The sequence below is a fragment of the Mycobacterium sp. genome (assembly GCF_965229105.1).
Classification (GTDB): Bacteria; Actinomycetota; Actinomycetes; order Mycobacteriales; family Mycobacteriaceae; genus Mycobacterium.
In genome coordinates, this window is record NZ_OZ245858.1 from 5790513 (window position 1) to 5816355 (window position 25843).

General features: G+C 62.0%; 18 protein-coding genes. 14 read left to right on the forward strand and 4 right to left on the reverse strand.

Annotation, left to right across the window (positions count from 1 at the left end):
- The first annotated feature begins 19 nt into the window (after positions 1–19).
- Positions 20–2059, forward strand: a complete 2040-nt coding sequence (locus ADBZ9O_RS27245; protein WP_526526293.1) for an FAD-dependent oxidoreductase — start codon at positions 20–22, stop codon at positions 2057–2059.
- Positions 2060–2287: 228 nt separating this feature from the next.
- Here ADBZ9O_RS27245 and ADBZ9O_RS27250 read toward each other — a convergent pair whose 3' ends face one another.
- From ADBZ9O_RS27250 to ADBZ9O_RS27260, 3 genes are read right to left on the reverse strand one after another with little or no spacing between them, the layout of a single operon-like run.
- A complete protein-coding gene (locus ADBZ9O_RS27250) occupies positions 2288–4426 on the reverse strand; it encodes an FAD-dependent oxidoreductase (protein WP_526526295.1) in 2139 nt (712 codons plus the stop codon).
- A complete protein-coding gene (locus ADBZ9O_RS27255; RefSeq protein ID WP_526526297.1) occupies positions 4416–4943 on the reverse strand; it encodes a hypothetical protein in 528 nt (175 codons plus the stop codon). Before ADBZ9O_RS27255 ends, ADBZ9O_RS27250 begins: the two co-directional genes overlap by 11 nt.
- Positions 4936–6201 (reverse strand): hypothetical protein, encoded by a 1266-nt coding sequence (locus tag ADBZ9O_RS27260; protein WP_526526298.1) that lies wholly within the window; start codon positions 6199–6201, stop codon positions 4936–4938. Before ADBZ9O_RS27260 ends, ADBZ9O_RS27255 begins: the two co-directional genes overlap by 8 nt.
- Before the next feature lie 917 nt (positions 6202–7118).
- Here ADBZ9O_RS27260 and ADBZ9O_RS27265 point away from each other — a divergent pair.
- Together ADBZ9O_RS27265 and ADBZ9O_RS27270 are read left to right on the forward strand one after the other, a co-directional pair.
- Positions 7119–8084, forward strand: a complete 966-nt coding sequence (locus ADBZ9O_RS27265; protein ID WP_526533560.1) for a polyprenyl synthetase family protein — start codon at positions 7119–7121, stop codon at positions 8082–8084.
- A gap of 20 nt (positions 8085–8104) precedes the next feature.
- Positions 8105–9127, forward strand: a complete 1023-nt coding sequence (locus ADBZ9O_RS27270) for a polyprenyl synthetase family protein (RefSeq protein WP_526526299.1) — start codon at positions 8105–8107, stop codon at positions 9125–9127.
- A 1506-nt stretch (positions 9128–10633) separates the two neighbouring features.
- Here ADBZ9O_RS27270 and ADBZ9O_RS27275 read toward each other — a convergent pair.
- On the reverse strand, positions 10634–10909 hold the full coding sequence (locus ADBZ9O_RS27275; protein ID WP_526526300.1) for a hypothetical protein: 276 nt from the start codon (positions 10907–10909) through the stop codon (positions 10634–10636).
- Positions 10910–11421: 512 nt separating this feature from the next.
- Between ADBZ9O_RS27275 and ADBZ9O_RS27280 the strand changes: the two genes are divergently transcribed.
- The 11 genes from ADBZ9O_RS27280 (at position 11422) to ADBZ9O_RS27330 (ending at position 25834) form a co-directional block, all read left to right on the forward strand.
- Positions 11422–15693 carry an AAA family ATPase gene (locus ADBZ9O_RS27280; protein ID WP_526533562.1) on the forward strand — a complete coding sequence of 1424 codons (4272 nt, stop codon included), beginning with the start codon at positions 11422–11424 and terminating at the stop codon, positions 15691–15693.
- A gap of 92 nt (positions 15694–15785) precedes the next feature.
- The gene (locus ADBZ9O_RS27285; protein ID WP_526526302.1) at positions 15786–16580 is read left to right on the forward strand and encodes a hypothetical protein; all 795 of its coding nucleotides are present in this window, start codon (positions 15786–15788) and stop codon (positions 16578–16580) included.
- Between the two features lie 23 nt (positions 16581–16603).
- Complete coding sequence (locus ADBZ9O_RS27290; protein WP_526526303.1) at positions 16604–17788, forward strand: polyprenyl synthetase family protein; 1185 nt, start codon at positions 16604–16606, stop codon at positions 17786–17788.
- Entirely contained in the window at positions 17785–18243 is a 459-nt protein-coding gene (locus ADBZ9O_RS27295) for a hypothetical protein (protein WP_526526304.1), read from the forward strand. The genes ADBZ9O_RS27290 and ADBZ9O_RS27295 overlap by 4 nt, the downstream gene beginning before the upstream one ends.
- Positions 18240–18509 (forward strand): hypothetical protein, encoded by a 270-nt coding sequence (locus ADBZ9O_RS27300; protein WP_526526305.1) that lies wholly within the window; start codon positions 18240–18242, stop codon positions 18507–18509. Before ADBZ9O_RS27295 ends, ADBZ9O_RS27300 begins: the two co-directional genes overlap by 4 nt.
- The gene (locus ADBZ9O_RS27305) at positions 18506–19528 is read left to right on the forward strand and encodes a hypothetical protein (protein WP_526526307.1); all 1023 of its coding nucleotides are present in this window, start codon (positions 18506–18508) and stop codon (positions 19526–19528) included. Before ADBZ9O_RS27300 ends, ADBZ9O_RS27305 begins: the two co-directional genes overlap by 4 nt.
- Complete coding sequence (locus ADBZ9O_RS27310; RefSeq protein ID WP_526526309.1) at positions 19521–19925, forward strand: SCP-2 sterol transfer family protein; 405 nt, start codon at positions 19521–19523, stop codon at positions 19923–19925. Before ADBZ9O_RS27305 ends, ADBZ9O_RS27310 begins: the two co-directional genes overlap by 8 nt.
- Positions 19922–22990, forward strand: a complete 3069-nt coding sequence (locus tag ADBZ9O_RS27315; protein WP_526526310.1) for an FAD-dependent oxidoreductase — start codon at positions 19922–19924, stop codon at positions 22988–22990. The genes ADBZ9O_RS27310 and ADBZ9O_RS27315 overlap by 4 nt, the downstream gene beginning before the upstream one ends.
- A 348-nt stretch (positions 22991–23338) precedes the next feature.
- Positions 23339–24388 carry an EamA family transporter gene (locus ADBZ9O_RS27320; RefSeq protein ID WP_526526312.1) on the forward strand — a complete coding sequence of 350 codons (1050 nt, stop codon included), beginning with the start codon at positions 23339–23341 and terminating at the stop codon, positions 24386–24388.
- Between the two features lie 63 nt (positions 24389–24451).
- Positions 24452–25057 (forward strand): cutinase family protein, encoded by a 606-nt coding sequence (locus tag ADBZ9O_RS27325; protein WP_526533564.1) that lies wholly within the window; start codon positions 24452–24454, stop codon positions 25055–25057.
- 99 nt (positions 25058–25156) lie between these two features.
- Positions 25157–25834 (forward strand): cutinase family protein, encoded by a 678-nt coding sequence (locus ADBZ9O_RS27330; protein ID WP_526526314.1) that lies wholly within the window; start codon positions 25157–25159, stop codon positions 25832–25834.
- Positions 25835–25843: the final 9 nt, after the last annotated feature.

A 25843-nucleotide genomic window follows, 5' to 3' on the forward strand; every position in this document is an offset into this window, starting at 1 on the left:
GATCTCTTCGAATGGCCGGGTGGCAATCTTTGGCGGCGGAATGGCCGGTCTCAGCGCGGCATGGCGGCTCAGTGAGCCAGGCTGGCAGGACCGCTTCGACTCGATCACTGTCTATCAACGAGGCTGGCGACTCGGCGGAAAGGGTGCGTCGAGCCGCGGACCAAACGGTCGGATCGAAGAGCACGGCCTGCACATCTGGTTGGGTTCTTACGAGAACGCCTTCACGCTTCTTCGCGAGTGCTATGCAGAGCTCGACCGCCCGACAACTGACCCAGGCGCTCCGATCCAGAGGTGGGATCAAGCTCTGATTGCCGCCGATAACCCCGGCGTCGCGGACCACTGGGGCAACGCATGGTCGGTCTGGGTCGGTACCCATCCCCACGATGACAAACAGCCCGGTGATCCCAACGGCCCGAGCGATGAAACCACCGCTGTGTCAGTGATTGAGCGGGCTCTCAAACTGGTTCTCGCGTTCGCCGATTCGATCCGCGCCGACGACTTAGCAGATTCGGCACTATCTGATTCGTCAACGCCGTGGTCACGCGGGACGTCAGGAATTGTGCAGCGTGCGCTGCTGAACGCGGTGCGTGCCGTTACCGCTCCGAGAAAGTCCGACCTGACGCCAGCCCAGTACCTTGACGAAGCGCTACGCGCCATTAGCGCCGAGATTGACCGTGAACAAGAAGCCGGTTATCGGCGCTCGTGGCTGCTGATGTCACTGGTGGGCGCGGTGATTCGCGGCATTCTGATACACAACCTCGTAACCGATCCACGAGGATTTCGCACAATCAACGACGAGGACTTCTCACGTTGGGCAATTCGCCACGGCGCGCACCCAGAAATCCGCGACTACCCGCTTGTACGCGGTCTGTATGACCTGGTTTTCGGCTACGAGGACGGCGACCCAATGCGGCCGTCATTCGGCGCAGGTGTGATGGTGTTCCTTCTCGGCCAAGCGCTTTTTGAATACAAGGGCTCGTTCTTCTGGAAGATGACAGCCGGTATGGGCGATGTCGTCTTCGCACCGCTATATCAGGCGCTTCGCCAGCGAGGCGTCTGCTTTGAGTTCTTCCATCGTCTCGAGACGCTGCACTTGGACAGCAGACGCCAGGCCATCCATGCCATCACAGTAAGCCGCCAAATGGTCCTAGCCGACGGAGCTCAATACTACGAACCACTCACCACGGTGAAGGGCCTCCCCGTCTTTCCAGATCGACCGCTGATCGATCAGGTTATCGACGGGGACTCGGCCCGATCGTCGGAATCGCATTTCGGCGTCCGCAACGACGTAGAAACCCGGGTTTTGCGCCGAGGGGCCGACTTTGACCATGTTGTGCTGGCAGTGTCACTGGGAATGCTGGAGATCGTCGCAGATGAAATCATTGCCGACCGTCCAGAATGGCGAGAAATGACAGAACACGTCAAAACCGTTGCCACTCAATCATTTCAGGTATGGCTGCGTGCCGATGAAGCCGCACTTGGCTGGGTGCGGCCCGGCGCGACCATAAGTGCCTACATCCCCCCGTTCGAAACCTGGGCATCGATGCCGCAAACCCTATGGGCCGAGGATTGGCCCCACGACGACGAGCCAAAGACAGTTGCGTACTTCTGCGGAAGCCTCGACGCGGCGTGGCCGCCAGGGGAAGACACCGCCCACTACCAGCGCCGGTTCCGCCAACAGGTTCACGTCGATGCCACCGCGCACGTCGAACGCAACTTGGCACTGTTTTTTCCTCATGCGTATGACGAGGGCGAATTCGGTTGGGATCTGCTGTGTGGTGTGAACGGTGAGAGCGGTCAGGCCGCCCTTGCTACTCAACATATTTCGGCGAATATTGACCCGTCCGATCGCTATGTTCAATCGGTCCCCGGCTCCGACAAGTATCGGCTACGGCCCGATGAAAGTGGCTATGACAACCTCGTTTTGGCAGGCGACTGGACAGACTGCGGACTAAACGCAGGGTGCATCGAAGCAGCAGTCCGATCCGGCCTGCAGGCCGCAAATGTCTTGCTCGGCCGCACCCGGACTTATCGAATACGCGGCTTTGCCATGCCATAACACGGTCTGCCATGTTCCGCACGCATCGGTAGGCTGCCTGCAGGTTCGCTCTCTTCTTCCGACGTACTAACGCACTGCTCGATCGCCGGTAGTCAATGTCGGCCCCCACTTCCATCGTCACTGCCTCGGGGGATTACAGCGCGCTCCACCGTCCATCGTTGTGAACCGTCAAAGGAAACTTCAGACGTACGGCTAAGCGACTGAGACCTCACTCGCCCCATAGAGCCGTCAGGCAAGATAGAAGCCTCGGATTCGATGGAAGCGATGGCGTCCCAGGATGGCGTTGGCCGCTTCAAGCCCGGACATGACGGCTGATTCGATACACCCGGAGTTTATCCCGTTGTTGGTCCAGTCGCCGGCTAGGACGAGATTCTCGTACCCACTTTCGTCGGGCCGTAGCCGATACTTGTCGGAGCCGGGAACGGCCTGCACATAGCGGTCGGACGGATCGATGTTAACGCTGATGTATTGGGTATCGACCGCGTCTAAGGAAGCCAAGTTGTTGGCTCCGCACAACAACTCCCATCGGAAGCCACCGTCGCTGCTTGCACGAGGGAAGAACAGCGGAATGCTCTTCTCGACAAATGCGAGGGCGTCGTCGCGGACCACCCGCTTGTAGGGGGCGGCGTACTCCGGTCCGGTAGTGGTAGGCGGCCATTCGGTGACCAGGGTGCCGCAGTAGTAGGCAGCGGTGCCAGGCCGGTCATCGTCGGGCCAGTCTTCAGCCCAGAGGGTCTGCGGCATCGACGCCCACGTCTCAAACGGCGGCGTGTACGCACTGACTGTGGCTCCGGGTTCGTACCACCCGAGGTCGGCTTCATCAGGACGCAGCCAGAGCTGCATGGCTTGAGTGGCGGTAGTCTCGACTCGGCTGACAAGTTCACGCCATTCCGGTCGGTGTTCCAAGATGCTCTGGGCCACATATGGAATCATTCCCAGGGAGACCGACAGCACGACATGGTCGAAATCGATGCCTTGGCGCAGCACCCGGGATTCTGCATCGTCGTATCGGCTGAAGTGCGTCTCGAGTTCGTTCCAGTCTCGTCCTTCGGAGCGCCAGATGGGGGCGAGCTGATCTTGCAGAGGCGAAGCCGGAAACACGGTCAATCCGCGTACCCGCGTGAGCGGCTCGTAATGTTCAACGCCGTCCGAGAGAGCTAATTGGCGGCCCATCGTGATGGCCGCGATAGCTTGACGGTCTGGGGACAGCTGCACACCGTCGAGACGGTGAAAGAATTCAAAGGTGACACCGCGTCTACGCAGGGCCTCGTAGATCGGTGCGACAACCACGTCACCCATGCCTGCGGTCATTTTCCAGAAGAGGGAACCTTTGTACTGGAAGAGGACCTGGCCAGATAGGAACACCATCAGCCCGGCCGCGAATGCGGGCCGGGACGGGTCACCGTCTTGGTAGCCGAATACCATATCGTAGAGGCCGCGCAGGACTGGGTAGTCAAGCGCGTCGGGGTGAGCCCCGTGACGTAAAACCCAGTCGCGGTAGTCCTCGTCATTTATGGCCCGGAAGCCACGGGGATCGGTGACGAGCGATTCGACGACTATTCCTCGGATAGTCGCCACTATCAGCGATAGGAACTGCCACGTCCGATTGTGGTCTGGGCGAGTCTCGCAATCGAGTTGATCACGGATGGCCTTTAAGGCGAGGTCAATTGCCGCCGCCGCACCGCCGCTAGATGGGTCGGCCAGTGCGCCCAGTGCGGCCAGCAACGCGGCTTTGACTGCAGAGGCCGCAGCGCTCGCAAGTGGCGGCGTAGCGGTGTAGGACATGCTCAGTCCGAGCGACGGGGTGTTACCGACAGATTCCATAAAACTGAGGATCAGCTGGACCGCCCGTTCGGTGAATTCGATCGTAGTCAGTTCGCGGCCATCGGCACCAGGGTCTCCAGGCAGTTGATCGTTATTAGCGAATTTCGCCAGCCAAGTCAGCCAGCCATTGCCCATTCGATCGGCGAGACCGACATCCTCGGAGGGGATAAGTGCTTGGTTCCAGGTCTGGATCGGTGAAGTCGGGTCGGTGTTCGCTCGGTCCAGTTCGGCATAGCACTCGCGAAGCAGGGTGAAAGCGTTCTCATACGAACCGATCCAGATGTGTAGGCCGTGCTCTTCGATACGCCCGTTGTCGCCGCGACTCGATGCGGCCTTGCCGCCGAGCCTCCAGCCCCGTTGATAGATCGTGATGGAGTCAAATCGGTCACGCCAGCCGGGTTCGCTGAGCCGCCAGGCGGTACTGAGTCCTGCCATGCCAGCACCGATGATGGCTACTTTGCCCCCAGGACGCTTCATCCTCACGACTGTCGCGTGCCGCGAAAGCCCGCCAACCCCGGCCAGTTGCGGGCTGTCATAACGCAATCTCTACGGGGACGAGGTGAATACTGCCCTGGCTGGAAGTGACTCGGACAGTCCCTTTGTAGACCGCGGAAGGCGCGTCGGCGATGTCAACAACGAGGCGCGTGACAGGCACGCCCGCGGGGGCGAATCCCACCGGCCGACCGGCGGGATCGCGGTTCGCGGCGGGTAATTCAAAGGTGATCAGGCTGAGAGGGATCGCATCATCAGCTCCGAGACGAATTAACGGAGTCTCGATGGTGAGCGTGCGATCGGACTCGACGGAACCCAATGAGATTGGGTCAGACCACGTTTGCGAGGGCCCCGGTCGAGCCGGGCCCGCGACAACCGACTCGACCAACTCGATGGCGCCGAGGAACGCGACATCAAACATTTGGGTGGCGGCCGTGATCCAGCCATCTTGGTCGAAGACTCCGTCGTCGATGGCACGGGAGGCCTGGAGTGCGATCGCCTCTGTGTTCGTGATCATCCGTTGTGCGATCGCGGCCCACGGGCTCGAGCCGGCCGGCGTGCTAGGCATCGGTGACCCCGCTTCTATGCGTCTGAGTACCGTTATCCTTGCCCAACAAGTCAATGTAGTCATTGAGCATTTGGCTTGTCTGAGTAATCATTTGGCCACGTGCTCCGGCAGGCAGATGGGCGGCACGTCTTGGCCGGACAGGAGCTCTTTGGAAGGGTGCTGAACTGATTGACGTCGTCCAGGGGATGCAGCCCGGAGGGGGGTTGCGGGCGGCGTCATAGATGAGATTGCGTGCGACATCGGCCCAGCCGAGGACGCAGGCAAACAGGGCCGCAGCCGTTGGACTTAGCCCCTGAATGAGTACCTCTTTACTTGTACGTACGCGTACACCCTCCTGGATTGGCGACACCCAAAGGTATCCATGGTCGACCAGGACCAACCCGCAGTCTGCGGTGTCCTCGCGGTGGTCATCAACGTCATAATTGATGACGACCCCGCCGTTGACTTCTGCTTTCCAATATTTAACCGCTGTCACCATGCGGTATTTACTGCAATCGGTGCTCGTCTCCTCCAGCACCCTGCTCCATCCGTTGGAGTCGCAGCGAGGTTCGAGAGCTGTCGTGGAGCAAAAGAAGGTTGAAATGCTAGCCCAGTTCAACGGGTCAATGACGGCTTTAACCGCCGAAATGGTTATATCAGGATGTGTGGAGTCGGTTGTGATTCGTGCGCAAACGGTATCTTCGATCCGTTTCAGAGATCCGGTGCACGGCGCCCCGATGGCGGCGATATCGGATTCGACGAGGCCCTGGCGCAGCGCCTCTGCCATTACTGAGGGCCAGTGGGCGCGGTCGTCGAATCGTTCACGTAACAGTGTTAACAGGCGGCGACCGCGATCGTCTCGAGTCGACTGATTTGCTGTCCCACCGGCAAGGGACAAGATTGCCGCTAATTGTTCATCGGAAATGAGCAAGCTTTGGTCGGTCACCCGGGTGGGCAGTCGGCTCAAGACCCCGATGGCGTAAGTCAGCCGCGCAAGCTGGGCAGGTGTCAAGGTGTCGGAGTCATCGGAGCGGCCTCCTGTGATCTTGCCGAGGCCGTCGAGCGAAGCGCCGAGGTCCGGAAAGTCTGTTCTCTGTTCATCGGGGACAAGTCGATCAATGAGATCGCGGATCTGTCGGTACCAGCCGCGTTGACCTGGAGCCGTCGTGCCGGGAAGGAATCGTTCAACCACTGCGGCTGCAGCCCCGGAGTCCTCGCGTGCGACCAGTTCATCAAGTGCACCAAAAACGGCCAGTACTGATTGGAGTTTGGCTGCCATTTGTTCCCCTGGGGACAATTAGTCCGGTCTTAGCCGGGCACCTGGGTTACCATTCCATACCATTCTGGTTGTGTCCACTGGGTGGGGGGCTTTGTGTACGAGGAGGCTTTCGATGACGACGGGGGGGTCGGCGACATCCCGTGGGCCTCGGTATTTGATCCTGCAGTAAATATGCGCGCACTGAGTGCAATTCAGGCAAGGGGCTTTCGGGCCGCGACTGAAGTGATTGCGCGGTTCGTGCGCTCAACTGGAGGACAGACTGAGTTCGGGCGGGGCCCCTCGAAGGACGCCGGCGATCGCGACGACGGAATCGATCCGTTGGGACCACCGATGTATGAGGACAATGCGCAGCGATTGGAGTCGTGGTGGCAGCCGCTGGCTGGACAACTACTCGGCAAGTTATCCGATGAGGCAAGGCCCTCTGGCCCAGCACGGATGGACCTCTCTGAACAGAGAGCCGATGGCAACCTGGAATTAGCGGCCACCGTGGGAGGCAACGCCTCTGTCGAGGTGTGGCTCCATAACGGTGGTCCGGATAGTTTTGGTCAGGTGCGACTGCACTGTAGTGACCTATGGGCTCATGATGGTGCTCGCATCGGGTCGGCATCGGTATTAATCCAACAGCCCGAATTACCAATTCGGGCCCGCACCAGCGTGGGTTCGGTGCTGGAAATTACTGTGCCCCTTAATGTTTTGCCGGGATGGTATCGAGGCATGCTTTTCGCACAGGGACACCCTCTTGTCTGGCTACCTCTGTGCGTCGAGGTCAGATCCGTCGAGACATGACAGCCGTGATTGACGGTGCCGGACGTGTTGACGGCGTCGATGAACAGCTCCGTCGAGTCGCCCGGGCAGTCCGGAACGTCGCATTGGACGCGATCCCGGACGCTGAGCCGTCCGATTGGTTGTACGGGCCGATGCGTACATACGTGACTCGCCCCGGGGTCTGCTTTCGTGCGGCTCTGTGCTTGGCAGCCGGGGCTTCACTCGGCGCTTCACCTGTCGATCTCATGGGCATCGCCGTTGCAATCGAGTTGGTGCACACGGGTTTTCTCATTCATGCCGACCTCACCGATGGGGGCACAGAACGCCGCGGTCGGCCCACACTGGAGGCTGCGCACGGGTTTCCGCTGGCCATCAACGCAGGAGACGCGGTCGCGTCGATGGCTGGCCAGTTGCTTCGCCGGGCGACACGACGCTTACATCGCGATGTCGCTGATCAGGTTTGGGCAGAGTTTGACGCGATGGCCATGAGCGCGCTTCAGGACCGGACTTATTCCGAGGCGCATACTTTCACCAATCCTGACGAGATACACCCGGAGGCGTACTTCAACGGACTCTTGCCGGTCTGCGGTTGGCATAGCGCGGCAGCGCCGCTGCGGATCGGGGCGATCGTGGGCTCGGCGGGGGCCGCCGACCTCGAACCGTGGACTCGACTCGGGCTTCAGATCGGTTCCTTGGCGCGGGTGGCCCGCGAGCTGTCCGAGCTTAACGGTGGCGGCCGGGCCGAAGATGATGAATTGATCCCGGGCGCTGGCTCCGGCGTGCTGTCGCTAGCCTTGGTTCATCTCGCCTCAGGCTCCGAACTGCGCGACCGCACTGCATTGGAACACTATCTGCAAATCTACAACGCTGGTCAGCGATCCGAAGCGGCTCGGCAACTGCAGGCACTCGTGATTCAAACCCAGACCATCAGATTTGTGAAGTTATATGCGCAAGGCATGATCAACGCTGCGGAGTCTGATGCCGCGATTCTGCTGGCCGGAGCCCGGTCTCGCCCCGACTTGCCTCATCTCGGCACCGTGCCGCGGTACGTGTGGCTACGGAGCGTAGCCTCACAGAACCAGTTCGCCGCTGATCATGAGCGTGGGTCGAAACATTGACAATCCCTTCCGATGCCGTTGTGCGCCGTGTCGAGAGCAGACTGCGTGATATCGGTGATGCTGTCCGCGACGAGATGCTGGAGATGACGTCATCCACCGCCGTCGACGATTGGTTCTACGCACCGATGCGCGAATATCCGCGCCGAAGCGGCAAGGCCTTGCGACCGGCTCTATGCCTGGCGACGGGCCTGGTCTTTGGTGCCGAGCCGGGCGAGATGCTTGGTTTCTCTGTGGCAATCGAATTGCTGCACAACGCGTTTCTGGTGCATGACGATATTGTTGACGGCTCGGAGATGCGGCGCGGCGGTCCCACGTTGATTCAGAGCCATGGGTTGGGATCTGCGCTGGCATCTGGGGACGGTTTGGCGATCGTGGCCAGTAGTGCTCTGCGGGAGGCCACGGCGCGACTGGATCGTGATACCGCAGATCTGGTTATGGCCGAGTTTGACACTATGGCGATGCGCACCTTGGAAGGTCAAGCGACGGAGATCGGCTGGCAGGTAGACGATATCGAGGATATCGGACCTGATGACTACCTGGAATTAATCATGCGAAAGACCTGCTGGTACACGACAATTCATCCGCTTCGAGTGGGGGCGCTGGTGGGGGCGCGCGGATCGGTGGCGCTTGATCCGTTTGTGCGATTCGGCTTCCACTTTGGTGCGGCCTTCCAGATCCGCGACGACCTGCTCAACCTCGTAGGCGATGAGCGAACGTATGGCAAGGAAATTCTTGGTGATATCTACGAAGGTAAGCGGACACTTACCCTCATCCACCTTTTAGATCGCGCGCGCGGGAAGAACCAATCCTTGCTCCGCGACTATTTGCGCCTAAGCAGGGACGAAAGGTCACCAGAACTAGTCCGCCAGGTCCGCACCCTGATGGACGACTACGGCAGCATTGCGTTTACTCGCCAATACGCCGAAGGCATCTTGCTAGTGGCGGAAGAGTATTTCGAGGTAGCCTTCGCTGGTGCGGCGCCAGGTCCCGACCTCGATTTTTTGCGCGCCTTAGTGCCGTACGTGTGGGCTCGCTGGCATTAGACGCGATCCAGGTCCTTGTCGTAGACCGGCTCAACCACGAGCGTGGCAGCTTCAATCTTCGCTTGGTGATGACGCTATGAAATTCCCGGCCGGAGAAGATCTTCACCAAAGAGTGACTTCGGAACTGGAGGTTGGCGCTGCCAGGGCGGAGCTCGATCTAGCTGTCGCGCCCAGGGAGGTTGGTAAAAAAAATGTCTGACGACACACTAGACCCGTCGCTAATGGGTAAGGAATTTTGGTCTTCCAGCACGCCACCGCAACGAACAGAATCCTCGTAGTCAATGCTATTGCTGCTTTGACTGAAGACTGCAGTGCGGTCCGTCGTGACGTCAAAATGATTAACAGCCAACCGGCGTCGCCCTAATCACCCTGCTCGTCCGCGGGGGTGACGGTGCGCGACGCCTCCACATGAGCCGAGGCTGCGCCACGTCGAGCAAAGAAGTACTCATCGGTTACGACGCCGTATTCTCGGCTAACAATGTCAGTATTCCCTACGCAGAAGGTCATGTTGGTCAGCGAGCGCCTGCAGGAATTCGCCGAACGTTACGCCCCCAGCTAGCTCAGGGCCATCAGCAGGTCGCCCATTTGCCACGGCTCCGCTCGAACGCCGACGGGACGCCAATCCCTTCATTGCGAGCAGGGCTCCAGCGACAGCACATACGACTCCCGCTGAAAGGCTGCGAGTAAGCGAAATCGACATGAATCTCCAATGGCTCGTCACGAACGTATATGCCCGGTGGGACGGACTAAGATAACCGCACGTAGTTCGGACACCCGGGGGTAAGAGCGCGTAATTACCGACACGCAGAATCTACGCTTCATTCATTGCCATGAAAAGGTCAGAGCGCCTTACATTTGCAGTCATCCCAGTGGTAGATCTCGCCGGGCGCCTTAATCGAACGCGCGTTTGGCAAGTTGCGCTTACTTGCTAAGCCTAGAGTCCAACACCGCACCTGTTACTCGAAGGCCCCCGCGGCGGGAGCACGCGGACGACTAGGGCGACCAGCTGGGCTTGATCGTCGGCGCTCGCCGCCGCATTTCCGTCGTTAAATTTCGCCGACCTCGAATCGCATCAAAACCACACCGGGGCCCGATACATGTACTGCGATATCCCGTTCGAGGCGTTTGTTGGAAACGTCAGGAAAATGTTGCCAGCATGACAAATTGTGGTTGGTTTTTCCCGCGACGGCATCGGTTCATTTGCCTTGCCGAAGAAGGAGCCGGCATTGCAACATAAATGATCCGGACCCTTAGGCGCTGGATCTAGAGCATGTAACCACCGCGAATGTATCGGTCCAACCATGTAGTGATGCGAGTCCCAGGTTGTCGTTCATTTGCGCACCCGAATCCCTTCGTGCCCGGGGTGGCGCGGCCGCCGTCGAGGTCAAGAGATTCCCGCGGGCACGTGCTCACCGAGCCCTGGCTGGCCACAAGTAGCGCGAAGGCCGCGGAATCCCCGGCCGGTTTGTGTGCTACCAATATCGCGCTCAGCAGGCGAGGCGCTCGCTACGCGGTATCGGCGAACAGGTCGCCAAGGCCGAACGCGCCGTAAGTGGCAAGGCAGCGGTGAAAAGCAATCGGCTCATCAGCTCCCTGGGGCCACCAAGTCGCTGAACCGAGATCTGGAGCCAAGACTCGCGAGCTGTCGCGGTACACGGTGTGCTCCACAAGCTGATCGGCCAGACCCCGGAGTTCACGTTCGGCCCGCACAACCGGTAGTCGCAGATAGAGAAGTGCTTCTGGCTGTCCATCCACATTCTGCAGGCCCGGCCGATCTACCACCAGACAAACCTGAGTCGACCGACCCACACCTCGCGATCATGTTCGCCGCACTGACCGTCACACACCAGGTTGCGCACCAAACTGGCTGTGGCATCGAGAAGTTCGTCCGCACCGCGCGTTGCTACCCACCCAGATCGCGCCGGACAGCAGATCCTCACCGCCGCCGATCCCCTGCGATGACCTCGACCATGCCCTCGTCGCAATCAACCCGCCAAGCGGTGCGCACTGAATTGAGCAACTCGGGTGGCGGTATGACCGCGTGCCACTCGCACCAAAACAGTCAGGCAGGAGTAAACCCGCCCCCTTTGCGACAGGATGCTTAATTTGCTGCTCCAAGGACAGCATCGCGGCGCCGACGAAGCGGAGCAAAACAGTCGGCCATGACCGCGAACCATAGTGTTTACTGCATCAAAGGGGCGATGATGAAGCGGTTGCACCGTAAGAGCAGGGCCCGTGCCGTATCACCGGGGCGAACGGCGCGGCATGTTGAGTAGCGCTCCATGACTGCTCCGATGCTCGATACCGACGGCCGGATGTTCGGCCGGCAGCACGAGCTGTCGGTGCTGCGCGACGCGGTGCAGCGGGCAGAGCGCGACGGCGGGGCATGCGTCCTCCTTAGCGGCGCACCCGGCGTGGGCAAGTCAACACTGGCACAGGCATTCGGGACCGAGATCACAGGGCGAAGTTGCGTTTTCGCCTACGGAAGGTGCCGCGATGGCGCACCCGCACCGTACGCGGCGCTGGGGGATGCGCTCAGTTCGATCGTCAGCGTTATGGAAGCCACGGGCTCTGCCGAGCGTGACCGCTGGCGCACGGATCTCAGCGAGATATCGGGCCTAGCCAGCGTCCTGGGCACGCTCGTACCCGGTTTGGCGCATGCATTGGGCGAGGCTACGCAGGTAGCCGACCTCAACGCCGCCGATGCCCGCCGACGACTGCACCGAGCCGCCATCCGGCTGGTGTCGGCAACAGCGGCCTACCGTCCAGTGGTGCTCGCCATCGACGACCTTCAATGGGCCGACCGCGACACTCTGCTGCTGTTGTCGGAGCTGATGACGGTCGCGCTTCGCAACGTCCTGATCCTCGGTATGCACCGGACAGGCGAGTTCGATCCTGTAGAGGCAGGTTTCACCGTTTCGAGCCTCAGCAGTATCGAACTCGAACCGCTGGCACCTAAAGATGTCGAGGAGCTGCTTGCCGAGGTCTGCGGACGCGGTGTGGAGTTAAGCGATGTGGCCGCCGAATTCCAGCATCGGACGGGCGGTAATCCTCTGCAAGTTCGTCAGCTCCTCTATCGCGCTCAACGGGAAGGTGCCCTCACACCGGTGGGTGCAGATGGCCATCCCGGTTGGGACCTTCGGGTACTCGCGTCGATAGAGGTTTCTGCCACGACCGCCGAATTCCTCGGGGCCTATCTCGGCCAGTTGCGCCCCGTCGACAGAACAGTGCTGAGCACGCTGTCCTGCATCGGCGGCGAGTTCGATCTCGACGACGCCGCGGAGGCGGCCGCCGTGCCGCCCGACGTTGTCGCGCAGGCCCTGTGGTCATGTTTGGAGCTGCGCCTTCTCGAAGCGGTTGACAGCGGTAGCAGGCGCATCACCAACGCAATCAGCCGTGACGCACGGTACCGCTTCAGCCACGATCGGGTGGCCGAAGCGGCCCGGGCCGACTTCACCGACGACGCCCAACGCGAAACCCATCTGCGGATAGGCCGCCGGTTGGTCGAACTGGGCGACGCCCGCCTGTTTGAAGCCGCCCGCCACGTCGGTATCGGTGGCCACGGAGTCGCCGACGACGAACGCGTCAAGTTTGTCGAGGTGCTGCACCGTGCTGCAGGCATGGCGCGAGCCCAGGCATCGTTCCCATTGGCTTTGGAGTACTACCGAAGCGGTCTGCGCCTGCTCGGTAAGGAACGGTGGGTAACGCATTTTCCACTGGCCCGGCAATTGCAGCTCGATGCCACTGAAGCAGCGCTCCTGGTCGGCGACGTACCGGCGCTGCACATCCTGCTCGACGAAGCTGAGGACACTCTTCACGACCCAACTGACCGTGCACGGCTCGCCTACCTTCGACTCAAGGGGCGGGTGGCGCAGAACCGACTGCAGGAGGCGCTCGAGATCGGGTTGCGGGCCCTCGCGGACCTTGGCGAGCCGTTACCCCCAGATCCAGGTAAGCCGCGGCTCGCCACCGCGCTCGTGGGGATGAAGCTCTCCATGCGCCGCTGGACAAACGAGCGCCTGCTGCAGTTGCCCAGGTGCGAAGACGGACGGATCATCGAGATCCAGCGAATCCTTGCCGAGCTGCGCAGCATGTCCTACATCGTCCGGCCAAACATTTTCCCCATCGTCGTGCGCAAACAACTCGACCTGACATTCGCCCACGGCCACACTCCTTCGCTACCGCTTGTGCTCGCCAGCTACGGACTGTTGCTGGTCGTCACCGGCGACCGGGCCGGGGCGCAGCGGTTTGGCGAGGTCGGACTGTTGCTCGTTGGGCGTGAAGAATTTAGGGAAGCCCGACCACAGACTCTGTTCTTGCATCTGAATTTCATCCATCACTGGCGCCATCCCCTTCGCGACGGATTGGGCAAGCTTCGCGACGCCGTCAGCGAGGCTCTGGACCAAGGCGATCAGGAATACGCCGGCTTCCTGGCCGCCGTACTGCTTTCCCAATCATTCTGGGCGGGACGCCCGCTCGCTGAGATCGACGCCCTGGCCCAATCGATCATTCCCCAGATCCGCTCCCAGCCTGTACCCACCGCGCTGTGCCAGGCCATGCAGCAGCTCTGCCTGAACATGCAGGGCCGCACCAAGGACACCTTCCTCGTCGCTGGTGAGAGCGGCTACGACGAGCGCGTGGTGGTGCCGGCGGCGCGCCGTGAGAACGACGAGGTAGCCCTCAGCGTCGCCGCGAACGTCAAACAGGGGCTGTATTTCTGGTGCGGCGATGACGCGGGCGCAGTCCGCGCCACCGACGAGTGCTTTGCCCACAGTGATGGCATGGCAGGTACTGCGGTCCTACAACTCGTGCATCTGGTTAGCGCACTGAGCAGGATTCGGTCGGCTCCCGATGATCGCTCGACCGCGCAATCCGTTCGTCAAGCTCTTGCATTGCACCGCAAATGGGCAGCCGACGCGCCGTCCAATTATGCGGCGCCGTGCGCACTGATCGAGGGAGCGTGGGCTCGGGTGCGCGGGAAGCGGGTCAAAGCCGAACGGTACCTGCACCAGGCCATGGACCTCGCCGACGAACATCAACTCCCCTTGATCGGCGCGCTCGCCCGCGAAGAGGCCGCCTCGCTCTATGCCCAGACCGACCGGACCATGCTGCGCGAGCACATGCTGCGATCGGCGTACAAGCGGTGGCTGAGTCTGGGTCTGACGGTTCGCACGGACGGACTCGCGCAGGAGTACCCCTGGTTGCTCAATCGTGATCTCGTCCAAGCAGATTCGTCGGAGATCGACCCCGTTGGCGCGCATCACCTGCTGCGAGCGCTGGCCGCAGCGCGGACCCAGGACAGTTTGGCCGAGATAACTCTTGGCACCGTGGCAGACACAACCGGCGCGGACCGCGTGCTGTTGCTCACCGTCGAAGGGGCGAATATCGCGGTCCGGGCTGTCAGAGAACACGGTGAGACGACGACAATCGACGGCCCTTGGACCGAAGTCCCCTACGACCGGGTCATTGTTCAGCGCGTAGTGGACAGTGGCTCGACGCTGAGCATGGCAACTCTCCTGGCTACTCCAATAACGGTGCAGGGCAGGACCGTTGGTGTGATTTATGCCGAGTATCGCGATTCACGACGACATTTCGCACCTGAACACGAGGAAGCTGTCGGCTTTGTATGCGCGCAAGCGGCCGCGCCATTGTGGAATTTTCAGCTGGAGGCACAATTGCGTGCCGCCGACGAACACCGGCAGTCCCTCATTGATGTGCAATCACGTTTCGTGCCCAACGAACTGCTCCGCATCCTCGATATCGACGACCTGCGCCGTGTCCGTAGCGGTTACCGGGTGGAACGTGAGATGACGGTGTTGATCAGCGATATCCGCGGCTACACCACGATGCTCGAAGACATGGACGTTTCCGAGGCGAGCAACCTGGCGATGGGCTTCCTTCGAGCTGTCGAGCTACCGATCATCAGCTGCAACGGGATGATCCAGGACGTGCGCGGCGACGAGATTGTCGCTGTATTTGAGTCCGAGCCCGACGCAGTCCGCGCAGGCTTGGCCATGCTCAGGTCGATGCGCGAGCACAACCGGGAACGGGTGGCGCTGGGCACCGAAGAGTTGCGCGCGGGTATCGGTATCCATCGTGGGTCTGTCGGCGTCGGACTCGTCGGCGGCGTCAACCGGATGGTGCTGACGATCATCGGCGATGCCGTCAACCTCGCTGCCCGTATCGAAAGCACCAACAAGCGCTACGGGTCAGCGTTACTCATCTCGGATGCGACCTACGCCCGACTTAGTGGGCACGCCGAGTTCGACATCCGCCGAATGGAGCGCGTGATGGTGGTCAACCGTCGGCGACCGGTGACGATCTACGAGGTCTACAACGAAGATCCGTCCACGCTGCGGGACGCGAAGCATTTGGCCCAAACTGCTTTCAACAATGCGTTCGCCCTATTCGATGCCGGCGATGCCACAGGGGCTCGCGTCGCATTCGAACGATGCCGCCACTTACTGCCCGACGACCCCGTCGCCCCGCTGCACCTGGCGCACTGCGACGCCATGGAGAGGGGTGAGCTGACGCCAGGGCAAGACGTTGCACTTGTACAGAAATAACGAAGCGTCGATTTGACAAAAAGGCATCAATACGTAGCGCGCGCTGACATCGCCTGTCATCATTTGATTCACACTCTGAGGGGGGTAGTGATATGTATCTGAGCGCTGAGCGGTTGGCTCTCGCCAACCAAACGGTTCTGGAAACGTTCGAGCAAACGTGCGTTGCCTGGCAGGCCATCCCTCGCTGGGACACCGGTGACCCCGCTCAAACGTTTGTGCGCGCGGACAATATCAACAATGCGGCGGCAGTGCCCATCGCAATAGTTCCGAAGAATGTCGCGTTCAAAGTGACACTGGCGCAGGCGATCGCGCCGACCCCCGATACGTTGCTGGCACAGGTGATTGAGAAAACTGTCGATCTCGCCACCTTGGTCGATAAGTTTGTCTTGCCCAAGATTCGCGCGGCGGCAACAGAAGTTGAATTGACTGGTCTTGTGCCACCAGATCCCATCCTCGACGCACTCATCGATGCCCGGGTGAAGGTCGAGGACGCCGGATATCGAGCGCCGTCCTGTGTGGTGACAAATACCGAAGGCCTCAAGAAACTCAGCCAGCTGGTGAGCGGGTATTCGGTCCTGGAGACCTTGCTGATCGCGGCAAACGCCAACTCATTGCACCGTGCGTCGCAACTCGACGAGAAGAGGGCCGATGGTGTCACGCCCATGGTCATCGCGGTGCTGCTCGGCAGGCGGCAGCGGATAGCGCACGGGTCTGCGGGGGAGGCGTCGCCGGGCGAAGAGCCTGTGGATCTGGCCATCAGTATTCCCCCGAGTCTGGAAGTCATCGGGGAAACGTCCAGCAACGAAATCAATCTTGCCGTCCGGATCGGATTTGCTCTAAGAATCACTGACAAGAACGGCATCGCTGTCATCGTCGACGAGGCCTGACGTGATTTCCACCTTGATACCCGATGACATCGACCCTGCCTGACTTGCGCTCCGCCCAGGCGGCGGCCAATCCGCTCGAGGACTATCTCGCCCTGTGCAAGGAGGCCTGCGACGGCGAGATAAGGCGGTTGTACGGACCAGATAAACGCGGATCGAGCAGCCTGCACGAGCTGATTCTGGACTACCCGTTGCGCGGCGGAAAGGCACTACGCCCCGCCTTGAGCATCGCGATCTGCCTTGGACTTGGCGGCCACCTCGACTCGATACTGCCGACTGCGGCCACACTCGAGCTCTACCACAACGCATTTCTCATCCACGATGATATCGAGGACGAATCATGGTGGCGGCGCGGCAAACCCACGATGCACATCGATCACGGAATTCCCATCGCCGTCAATGTCGGCGACGCGATGCTCTCGCTGTCACTGCAACCGCTGCTCGACAATGTCGAGCGGGTGGGCCTCGGACCTGCTCTGCGCATATTGCGGGCCGTCGCCCATATGACCCGTCAGACCGTGGACGGTCAGGCGCTGGAGCTCGAGTGGGTTCGGTCCAACGCCTGGCAACTCCACGACGCCGACTACCTCACGATGGTCGAACTCAAGACTAGCTGGTACTCGTTCATCACACCGCTACAGGCAGGCGCAGTCGCCGCCGGAGCCGGAAGCGAGCAGCTGGAACCGTTGGAGTCCCTTGGCCGCCACCTCGGAGCGGCCTTTCAGATCACCGACGATCTCCTGAACCTGCGGGCGGACCCGGAGGACTACGGCAAGGAGATCGGCGGCGACCTGTGGGAGGGCAAACGAACCCTGATGCTATTGCACGCGTTGCGCTGTGCCGGGACCGACGATCAGGAACGTGCCGTGCAGATCCTGGCCAGGCGCCGTCCAGCCGCCGAGGGCGAACTGGGGCTGACCGACGTGCTGGATCGACTAACCGCGTGCGGCGAGCTATCACGATCTGGCCGCGCTGATATAGCGGCTGCCCTTGCGGGCCAACATATCTCGGAGTCGAAGAGCCTGGACGATATCCGCTGGCTTTATACCCTCATGCAGCGCGTCGGCTCGCTCAAACATGCCAGGGATATCGCGGCCCGGCACGCCAGAGAGGCCGCCGCGGTGTTGGCCGGCATGGAATGGTTGCCACCCAGCAGGCACCGCGACGCACTCGCGGCCCTCGTCGAATACGTACACGGACGCACCAGATGACGCCCGAAGTCCTGATTGGCATGCTGGCCGAGCTCGAACGCGTCCGAGAACTGACCCTCGACCTCATTGAGCAACAGACCCCGCGGCTGATGCCGGCGCCGCCGACGGGTGCGTCCGGGGCCGAGAACACGGTGTACGAACTGCTCCTCGGAGCACGCCGTGCGGTGCTCGGTAACCCCGCCGCGGCTCGCAGCGTGCACGACCTACTGGTCACTGAGGGTTGCCGCTACGCAGATTCACCCGCTGGTGCGCAGCTACGCGATGCCCTCGTCGCGTCCGAGGCGGTTGAAAACCTTCGGCGCGTTTGGGAGACGGTCAGTCTGAACATCCTCGACGGCCCGGCGTCGCCCGGTTCCGCTCCAATCGCCTGGGCCGAACTGCTCGCCGACGCGGTCATCGGGCATGGCCTCGACGAGGCCATCCTGGCGCGTCTGAGGCCAGAGGGATTCGCATGACGCTCACCGATCCGCGCGAGTCACTGGCCAAACAGAGCAACTTCATCGGCTATCTAATGGGCTTGACTAGCATCGCCAGCGTTGTACATGCCTTGGCCGCCAAAGATATTCGCCCTTCCGATCCACCACAGGAAGCCGACGACTTCATCCACCTGCTGCTGGGCCTGGCAAGCGTCGGCGAGGCGGTGGAGAGACTGGCCGTAGCGCCCCCGCCCCCACCGACTTCGACTGCATCCACCACTGAGCACATGAGGTGGCTGCGATGACCGCAGTCCTGGCCGGTAGCGACTTCCTCCGGACCCCGGTGCTTGCTGCCGCCGAGCCCACCGGGTTCAAAGAGTGGCACCACTTCGTGGTTCACACTCAGGGTTGCCGCCTGTTGATCAATTTCAGCCTCTCGAATGAGACGTCCCCGACGGGACATCATCAGCTGGCACCCCGGGTGATCGTGATTGCGCACGCCGAGCAATGGACAGGAGCCATCGAACGATTCGACCCGTCAGCGCTGGAAATTTCGGCTGGTCTCGGTGACGTGAGCGTCGGCGGTAACCGCATGACGCTAGGCTCCGACGGTTACCGCGTGGTGATCGACCTGCCCGGGCATGCCATCGCCGGTGAGATCGAATTCGCCGCGACGAGTCGGCCATTCGTCGTGAACAACCAACCCCTGGGCGAAGGCCGGATGTCCTGGCTGTTCGTCCCGCGGTTGCGCGCCGACGGCTGGCTGCGCATCGGAGGCCACGAGTATCGACTGCAGGACGATCTCGCCTATCACGATCACAACTGGGGTCGCTTCCTCTGGGGCGATGACTTCGGCTGGACCTGGGGCACGATCTTGCCCCAGCGGCACGAGGAACCGTGGTCGTTGGTTTTCCTGCAGATGACTGACCGGCGACGGTTGAACTGCCTGTCCCAGGCGCTATACGTGTGGCACCACGACGAACCTGCCGCCATATTTCGACATGCCGCCGTGCAGACCCAATCATCCGGGTTCCTCGACCGGCCCCCGGACTGCACGTTGCCGCCGCCGATGCGACTACTGATGGATGGTGCGACACCGGCTGTGCCGGAACAGCTTCAGGTCAACGCGACCAGAGCGGGCGATACTGTGCAAGTACAGTTTCGGCCACAGTCCTACGCCCGTCTCGCCCAGCCGAGCGAAGTACACCTGGACCGGTCGACAGTGCTGTGCGAGTCAAGCGGCACCGCCCGGGTGCGCGGGTCTATCAAAGGTGTAGCCATGGACTTTGTGGCTGCCGGTGTATTCGAGTTCCTCCATGGCTGAACCGATTTCATCCCTGCTGCAGAGGTCGATCGAACAACTCGCCGACGAGGTGCCCTCAAGCTACCGCGTGGTGCTCGACAAGCTCGGACCGCTGGTGGTCGAACTCGATATCGACGGCGAACTCTTCGCGCTCTCAGGTGGGCGACGGCTGGAGATTTCGCAAGGGCCTGCAGCGAGGGCGGGCGCCCGGATCGCCACCACCCGATCGGCGATCCTCGACGTGCTCGATGCCAGAGTCGGACTGGAGGATGCCGTCGAGGCGGGCACAGTGAACGTTCGAGGCTCGCTCGATGACATCCTGCGAGCACACGACACTCTGCTCGCCTACGTACACGCCGCGGTCCGGGCACCGACACAGCCCGGCTTGCTTGCCGCACTCCGGACGGGGCCGACATGACCGAGTGCATAACGACCCCCGCTTCATGTGAGCATCGCCCCACGGTAGCTGTTCTCGGCGCCGGAATAGCCGGACTGACGGCAGCTTTCGAACTGGCAGAGCGGGGTTTTGATGTCACCGTGTACGAGCCCCGCCAAGACGAACGACGCGGACTGGGAACCGATCCCGAGGAATGCTTCCCGCCCGTCAAGCTCGGGGGCCTCGCCGCTTCGCAGTATTCGACGGTAGGCACCCACGGCGGAAGCCAGGCCGAGTTGCGTCCCTTTCCGGGGCGACGCGGCCAGCCTCGCCAGCCCACGCGCGCGGTGGCCGGTGAACACGGCTTCCGCTTTTTTCCGGCCTACTACCTGCACACCTGGGATCTGTTCCAACGCATACCCGTATATGAACGCGTCGACCGGGACCATGGTGTCATCAAATGGCTTCCGACATCGCGCACCGTCCTCGACAACGTCAAGCGGGTCGTGACACAGGGCACCACAGTGGACGGTAAGCCGTCATTGGTCTTCCCGCGCGAGGCCCCGCGTAGCCCGGCCGAATTCCTAGGGGTCGTCGGCCAACTCGCGCAGCTGGGCTTCAGCGCAAACGACGTCCAGACCTTCGTGAGCAGGTTGTTGCGCTACCTGGTCACCAGTCCCCTGCGACGTGCGAGGGAACTCCAGAACCTGTCCGCCTACGATTTTTTCGTAGGGCTCGACGAGGCAACCGGTACTCGAAAGTTTGCCTACACACCTCGCTTTGACGAACTCCTGCTCGAAATGCCCAGGGTATTAGCTGCTTTCGATACCCGCTGGGGAGACGCAAGGACCAACCTCACGACCTACCTTCAGCTCCAGCTACAAATGGATCGCCGCGACAACAAGGCCGACGGGGTCCTCAATGGTCCCACCACCGAATCATGGTTCGACCACTGGTATCGGCACCTGGTCACGCTCGGAGTCCGCTTCGTGGCAGGTGCAGTCGAATGTCTTGATCCCCCCGCAAATGATCCGACCGAGCCGCCGCACGAGCGTGGGCGGGTGGCGATCACACTGGCCGACGGCACCCGCGTGTCGCCGGATTACACGGTGGTGGCCGTCGATGCGCCGGTGGCCGAAAAGATCACCTCGGCAATGCGCGCAGCCGGTGGCGGCGGAACAGTGGCTCAACTTGACGGATTCACCACCTCCGCTCCACCTCCCGATGGACCACTGCAGCCCGGCGTGTCACGACCGCAGGTTCGCCGAGACCCCTACGCCGTGGACGAAATGGGAAAGCTGCCGTGGGACCGCTTCCAGACACTCGGGGGTATTCAGTACTACTTCGATACTGAGTTTCAAGTGCTCCGGGGTCACATGTACTACTCGGGCACCGAGTGGGCATTGTCGTCGATCAATCAGCACGGAATGTGGGAGCGGCGGCCGACGCTGGCTCGCGACGGCCACGTCTCGGTGCTCTCGGTGGATATCGGAGATTTCAACACACCGTCGCGTCACCTGGTCGATGAGTTCGGTCGCGGCAAGGCTGCCCGCGACTGCACCGTCGATGAGATTGCCGCGGAGGTGTGGCGCCAGATCATGTGGGCCCTGACCAGCGGGGTAGATAGGCCTCCGGAGTCACTACTGCCGTGGCCGGTCTGGTACGCGCTCGACCGGGGTCTGATCATGGAGGACGGGCCCGGCCAGGGAACCGGCAAGGTGATACGGAACGAAACTCCCTACCTGGTACCGATAGTCGGTGACTGGTCCAATCGCCCGGGTGGCGGGCCCTGGAACCCGCACGACACCTCTTGGGGCACCACACCTTCGGAGGACTTGTGGCTTGAGGATCTCGAGTTGCGCAATGTCTGGCAGGCCCGCCACGGCGGATATCAGGTACACAACAACTCGGTGGTCTTCGCCGGCACCTGGACCAAGACGTTCACCAGAATGACGTCGATGGAGGCGGCCTGCGAGTCGGCACGTCATGCAGTCAACGCCATCCTCGATCACTACATTTGGGTCGAATCAGGCGGTGTAGACCGCCGCGCGAAAACCTCCCTCGGATGGCGCTTCCCGTACGGCTTCCTCGATCAGGGCATGTCGAGTCCAATCCGGATGCCGACGCCTGCAGGCGACTACTGCTACGTCTTCGACGTCGAGAACCGTGAGCCACCCGACACTCGTACCTTGCGCAATCTCGACACCCAGTACTGCCTCGAATCGCTGCCCCATCCTCTGGACCCACCAGCCGGATTTCCAGCCGGGTCCGCCGCACCACCCGTTCCCTCGCAGGTAGGAGATCCGACCATGACGAATCCCATGGACCACAACCAGCAACTGTCCTCCTACCTCCAAGCCTGGCAGCAGCTACTGGGGCAGTCGCCAACCGCGGCTGGACTGACCTTTCCCGGGTTCCCGTCCTCAATACCGATGATGCCGCCGCTCCCACCGTTACCACCGGCGGCTCCCACAGCTCCCGGTCCGCTGTTTGCACCACCGGGAACCGATTACGCCCAGCAACTATTCGGATATCTACAGGCGTGGCGGCAGTACCTGGAGCAGCTGACAACGGCAGCCCCCACACCTCAACAATCGACGGGTTCGCAACCTTCGGCCGGGCCGTTGAGTCCCCAGTTACCCGGCGTCCCCTGGGGCGCACCCCATAAGGGCGGGTACCAACAGGGCGGCTACCACAACGAAAACGGCACTGACAGTCCCGAGGCACCCGTCAAACCCGGTAATCCCGATGGCAGCAAGAGCATGTCGGGCAGCGGCGCCGGCGCGGGCATGAAGAGTTCTTATATGGATACGCAACCCGGAAACCAGGGAGGAAGCCAGATCAACGAGAACGCTCTGCGCGGCCCAGATTTGCGTTTCGGGCCCGACGTTCGGCTAGCTGACCGGTCAGTCCGTCGGCAGACTTCATCCCTTACCACCGGTGGGTCTTCCGGGCGCTCACCCGGATCAGCGTTCTCTAAGGCAATAAATCGTGTCGATACAGCAGCTGTCCCGCAGACGGCGTCGCGTTCGCTTTTCGGCGCCCCTACCGCAACAAACGCCGCCGACCGACTACAGAAGCCGACCGACCGCATGAGCGGCACCTAAAATACTGCCGACGATCAGCAGTGACGGACTTCAACGCCCGGTGATCCGGTACGACACGGAGGAACCGGCGGTGCTCGCTGTAATCGCCATCAGTTACCGGCGCAAGCCAAGCGACTCGGCGCTTTAGCAATACCGTTAGCAAGCGACTGCCGCCGCTTCCACACGCCGACAGAACCTCGGGATGGCATTCGCAGCCCACCCACCCTGTTACCCAGCCCACACGCATCCGTCGGCTGTGAGATTGCTGTCACGAGCAAAAATCATTTGACGCGTGACCTGCGCAGACTCTATCGTCATGACCAAAGAACTTTTCACTCATTACACCTATTGAGGAGGTGCCACATGCTGATGGCGAGGCCCGTTAACGATTTCCGGCTCGGCCTGCTGTTCGCGGTCGGGTCCGCGTTCACCTTCGGCATGTCCGGCCCCTTCGCGAAATCACTGATGGAAGCCGGCTGGAGCCCGACCGCGGCCGTCACCCTGCGACTGGCGGGCGGCGCCATCGTGATGGCGATCTTCGCCACCGTGGTCCGGCCCGGCTGGTTCCGCGAGACACTGCTGCACAAGAAGACCGTCGTGGTTTACGGCCTGATCCCGATCGCCGGCGCCCAACTCTGCTACTACAACGCCGTCTCGCACGTGTCCGTCGCGGTGGCGCTGCTGCTGGAGTACACCGCACCGCTGCTCGTGGTGGGTTGGCTCTGGGGCACCACCAAGCGCAGGCCCAGCAATATGACCATCGCCGGCGTCGGTCTGGCCGTCGCGGGAATCATGCTGGTACTCGGCGTCATCGGTGCCACGGGGTTTGCCAGCGCCCACATCAATGCCGCGGGCATCGCCTGGGGTCTTGGTGCGGCGGTCTGTGCCGGCTTCTACTTCATGATGAGCGACGAGGTTGCCGCCGACGGCAATGGGCTGCACGCCATCACGCTGGCTGCGGGCGGTCTCATCGTCGGGGCTGCCGCGGTGGCGCTCCTGGGCCTGACCGGCGTGATGCCACTCATCTTCACGTCCAACAACGTCGTCATCGCAGGTTTCGCCACCTCCTGGCTGGTGCCGGTGCTGATGCTGGGAATCTTCAGCACCGCGATCGCCTACACCTTGGGCATCGCAGGTGTGGCCCGGTTGCGTCCCAGCTTCGCCTCCCTGGTGGGTCTGGCCGAGGTGCTGTTTGCCGTGTTGTGGGCCTGGGTGCTGGTCGGTGAGGCGATGACCATGTCGCAGGCCGTCGGCGGGGCAGTGGTGCTGGCCGGTCTCGCGCTGGCGCGCCAAGGCGACAACTCGGTCGAAGTAACTGCGGCGAGTTGGCCCGACGCAGGCGTTGTTGAGTCGTTCAGCGCCAAGAATTTCGAGATGCCGCCGCTCGCTGCGCCGACTCCTGACGGCAGCGGCCGCTAAGCTGCTGAGGTGAAGACTGACCTGCGCCGCTCTGCGGCGACCGCCATCGCGATGGCCGCACTTATGGTGACCGCATCCACTGTGCTGCCTGGCCCGTTCGGCGCCGCAACCGCGAACGCTGCTTGCTCGGATGTCGAGGTGGTATTCGCCCGCGGCACCGACCAGCCCCAGGGTCTCGGCCGAGAAGGTACGGCCTTTGTGAACTCGCTCAAGAGCCAGATCGGTAACAGGTCGCTCGGCGTCTACGCCGTCGTCTACCCGGCGACCTACGACTTCCTTGCAGCCGCCGGCGGTGCCAACGACGCCAGTGCGCACATCCAGGGCACCATTGTCGATTGTCCCGCCACCAGGATCGTGCTGGCCGGCTACTCGCAGGGGGCGGCGATTGTCGACACCCTTGCGGCAGTGCCCTTCCCGGCCATCGGCTTCAATGCGCCCCTGCCTCCCGATGCGCCCGATCACATCGCAGCGCTAGCCGTCTTCGGCAACCCAACCACCAAGGTCGGATTGCCGCTGACGGTCAGCCCGGTCTACGGGGCCCGGTCGATCGATCTGTGCAATGGCGGTGACCCGGTGTGCTCCGACGGCAATGACGTCGCCGCCCACAGCAACTACGTGGCGACTGGCTTAATCAGTCAGGGAGCCACCTTTGCCGCCGGCCTGGTTTGACGAGAGAGTAAATACCTCAACAATTTCGGCCGAGCCGACCAGCTATGTAAGTATGTCTAAATGAGTTCAGTTGATGCCGTCGCAGCACCTTTTAGATGGATGGCGACTGCCCGCAGGCTGCTGACCGCGACTGCGGCGGTACCGGTCGCCGCTCTGGCGCTCGTCGCCCCCGCCGTGATCGCGACTTCCGTCGGCATCCCATCGGCGCATGCCGCGTGCCCCGACGTCGAGTTGGTGTTCGCCCGTGGCACCAGCGAGCCCGACGGCATTGGCCGCGTGGGTCAGGCCCTGGCGGACAATCTCGTACCGCTGCTCGGCGGCCGCACACTGGGCACCTACGGGGTTGCCTATCCGGCCACCTATGACTTCCTGGCAGCAGCCGACGGCGCCAACGACGCGACTGCGCACATCCTGTCCATGGCGCAGACCTGCCCGTCGACCCGGATCGTGCTCGGCGGCTACTCCCAAGGCGCAGCGGTGGTCGACATGCTCGGCAATATCCCCCCGCTGGGCAACAAGGTCGGCGAGGTCGGGTCGGCGGCTCCGCTCCCGGGCAGCGTCCTCGGCAACATCGCTGCCGCCGCAGTCTTCGGTAACCCCTCCACCAAGTTCAGTGTGCCGCTGACCAACAGCTCCTTGTTCGGCGGCCGCTCCATCGACCTGTGCAGCGATGGTGACCCGATCTGCAGTGATGGCCGCAATCCGTTCGCCCACACCCACTACGAGTCCAGCGAGTTTCCCGGTCAAGCCGCCAACTTCGTCGCCGGGTTGGTCTGATCAGCCCGC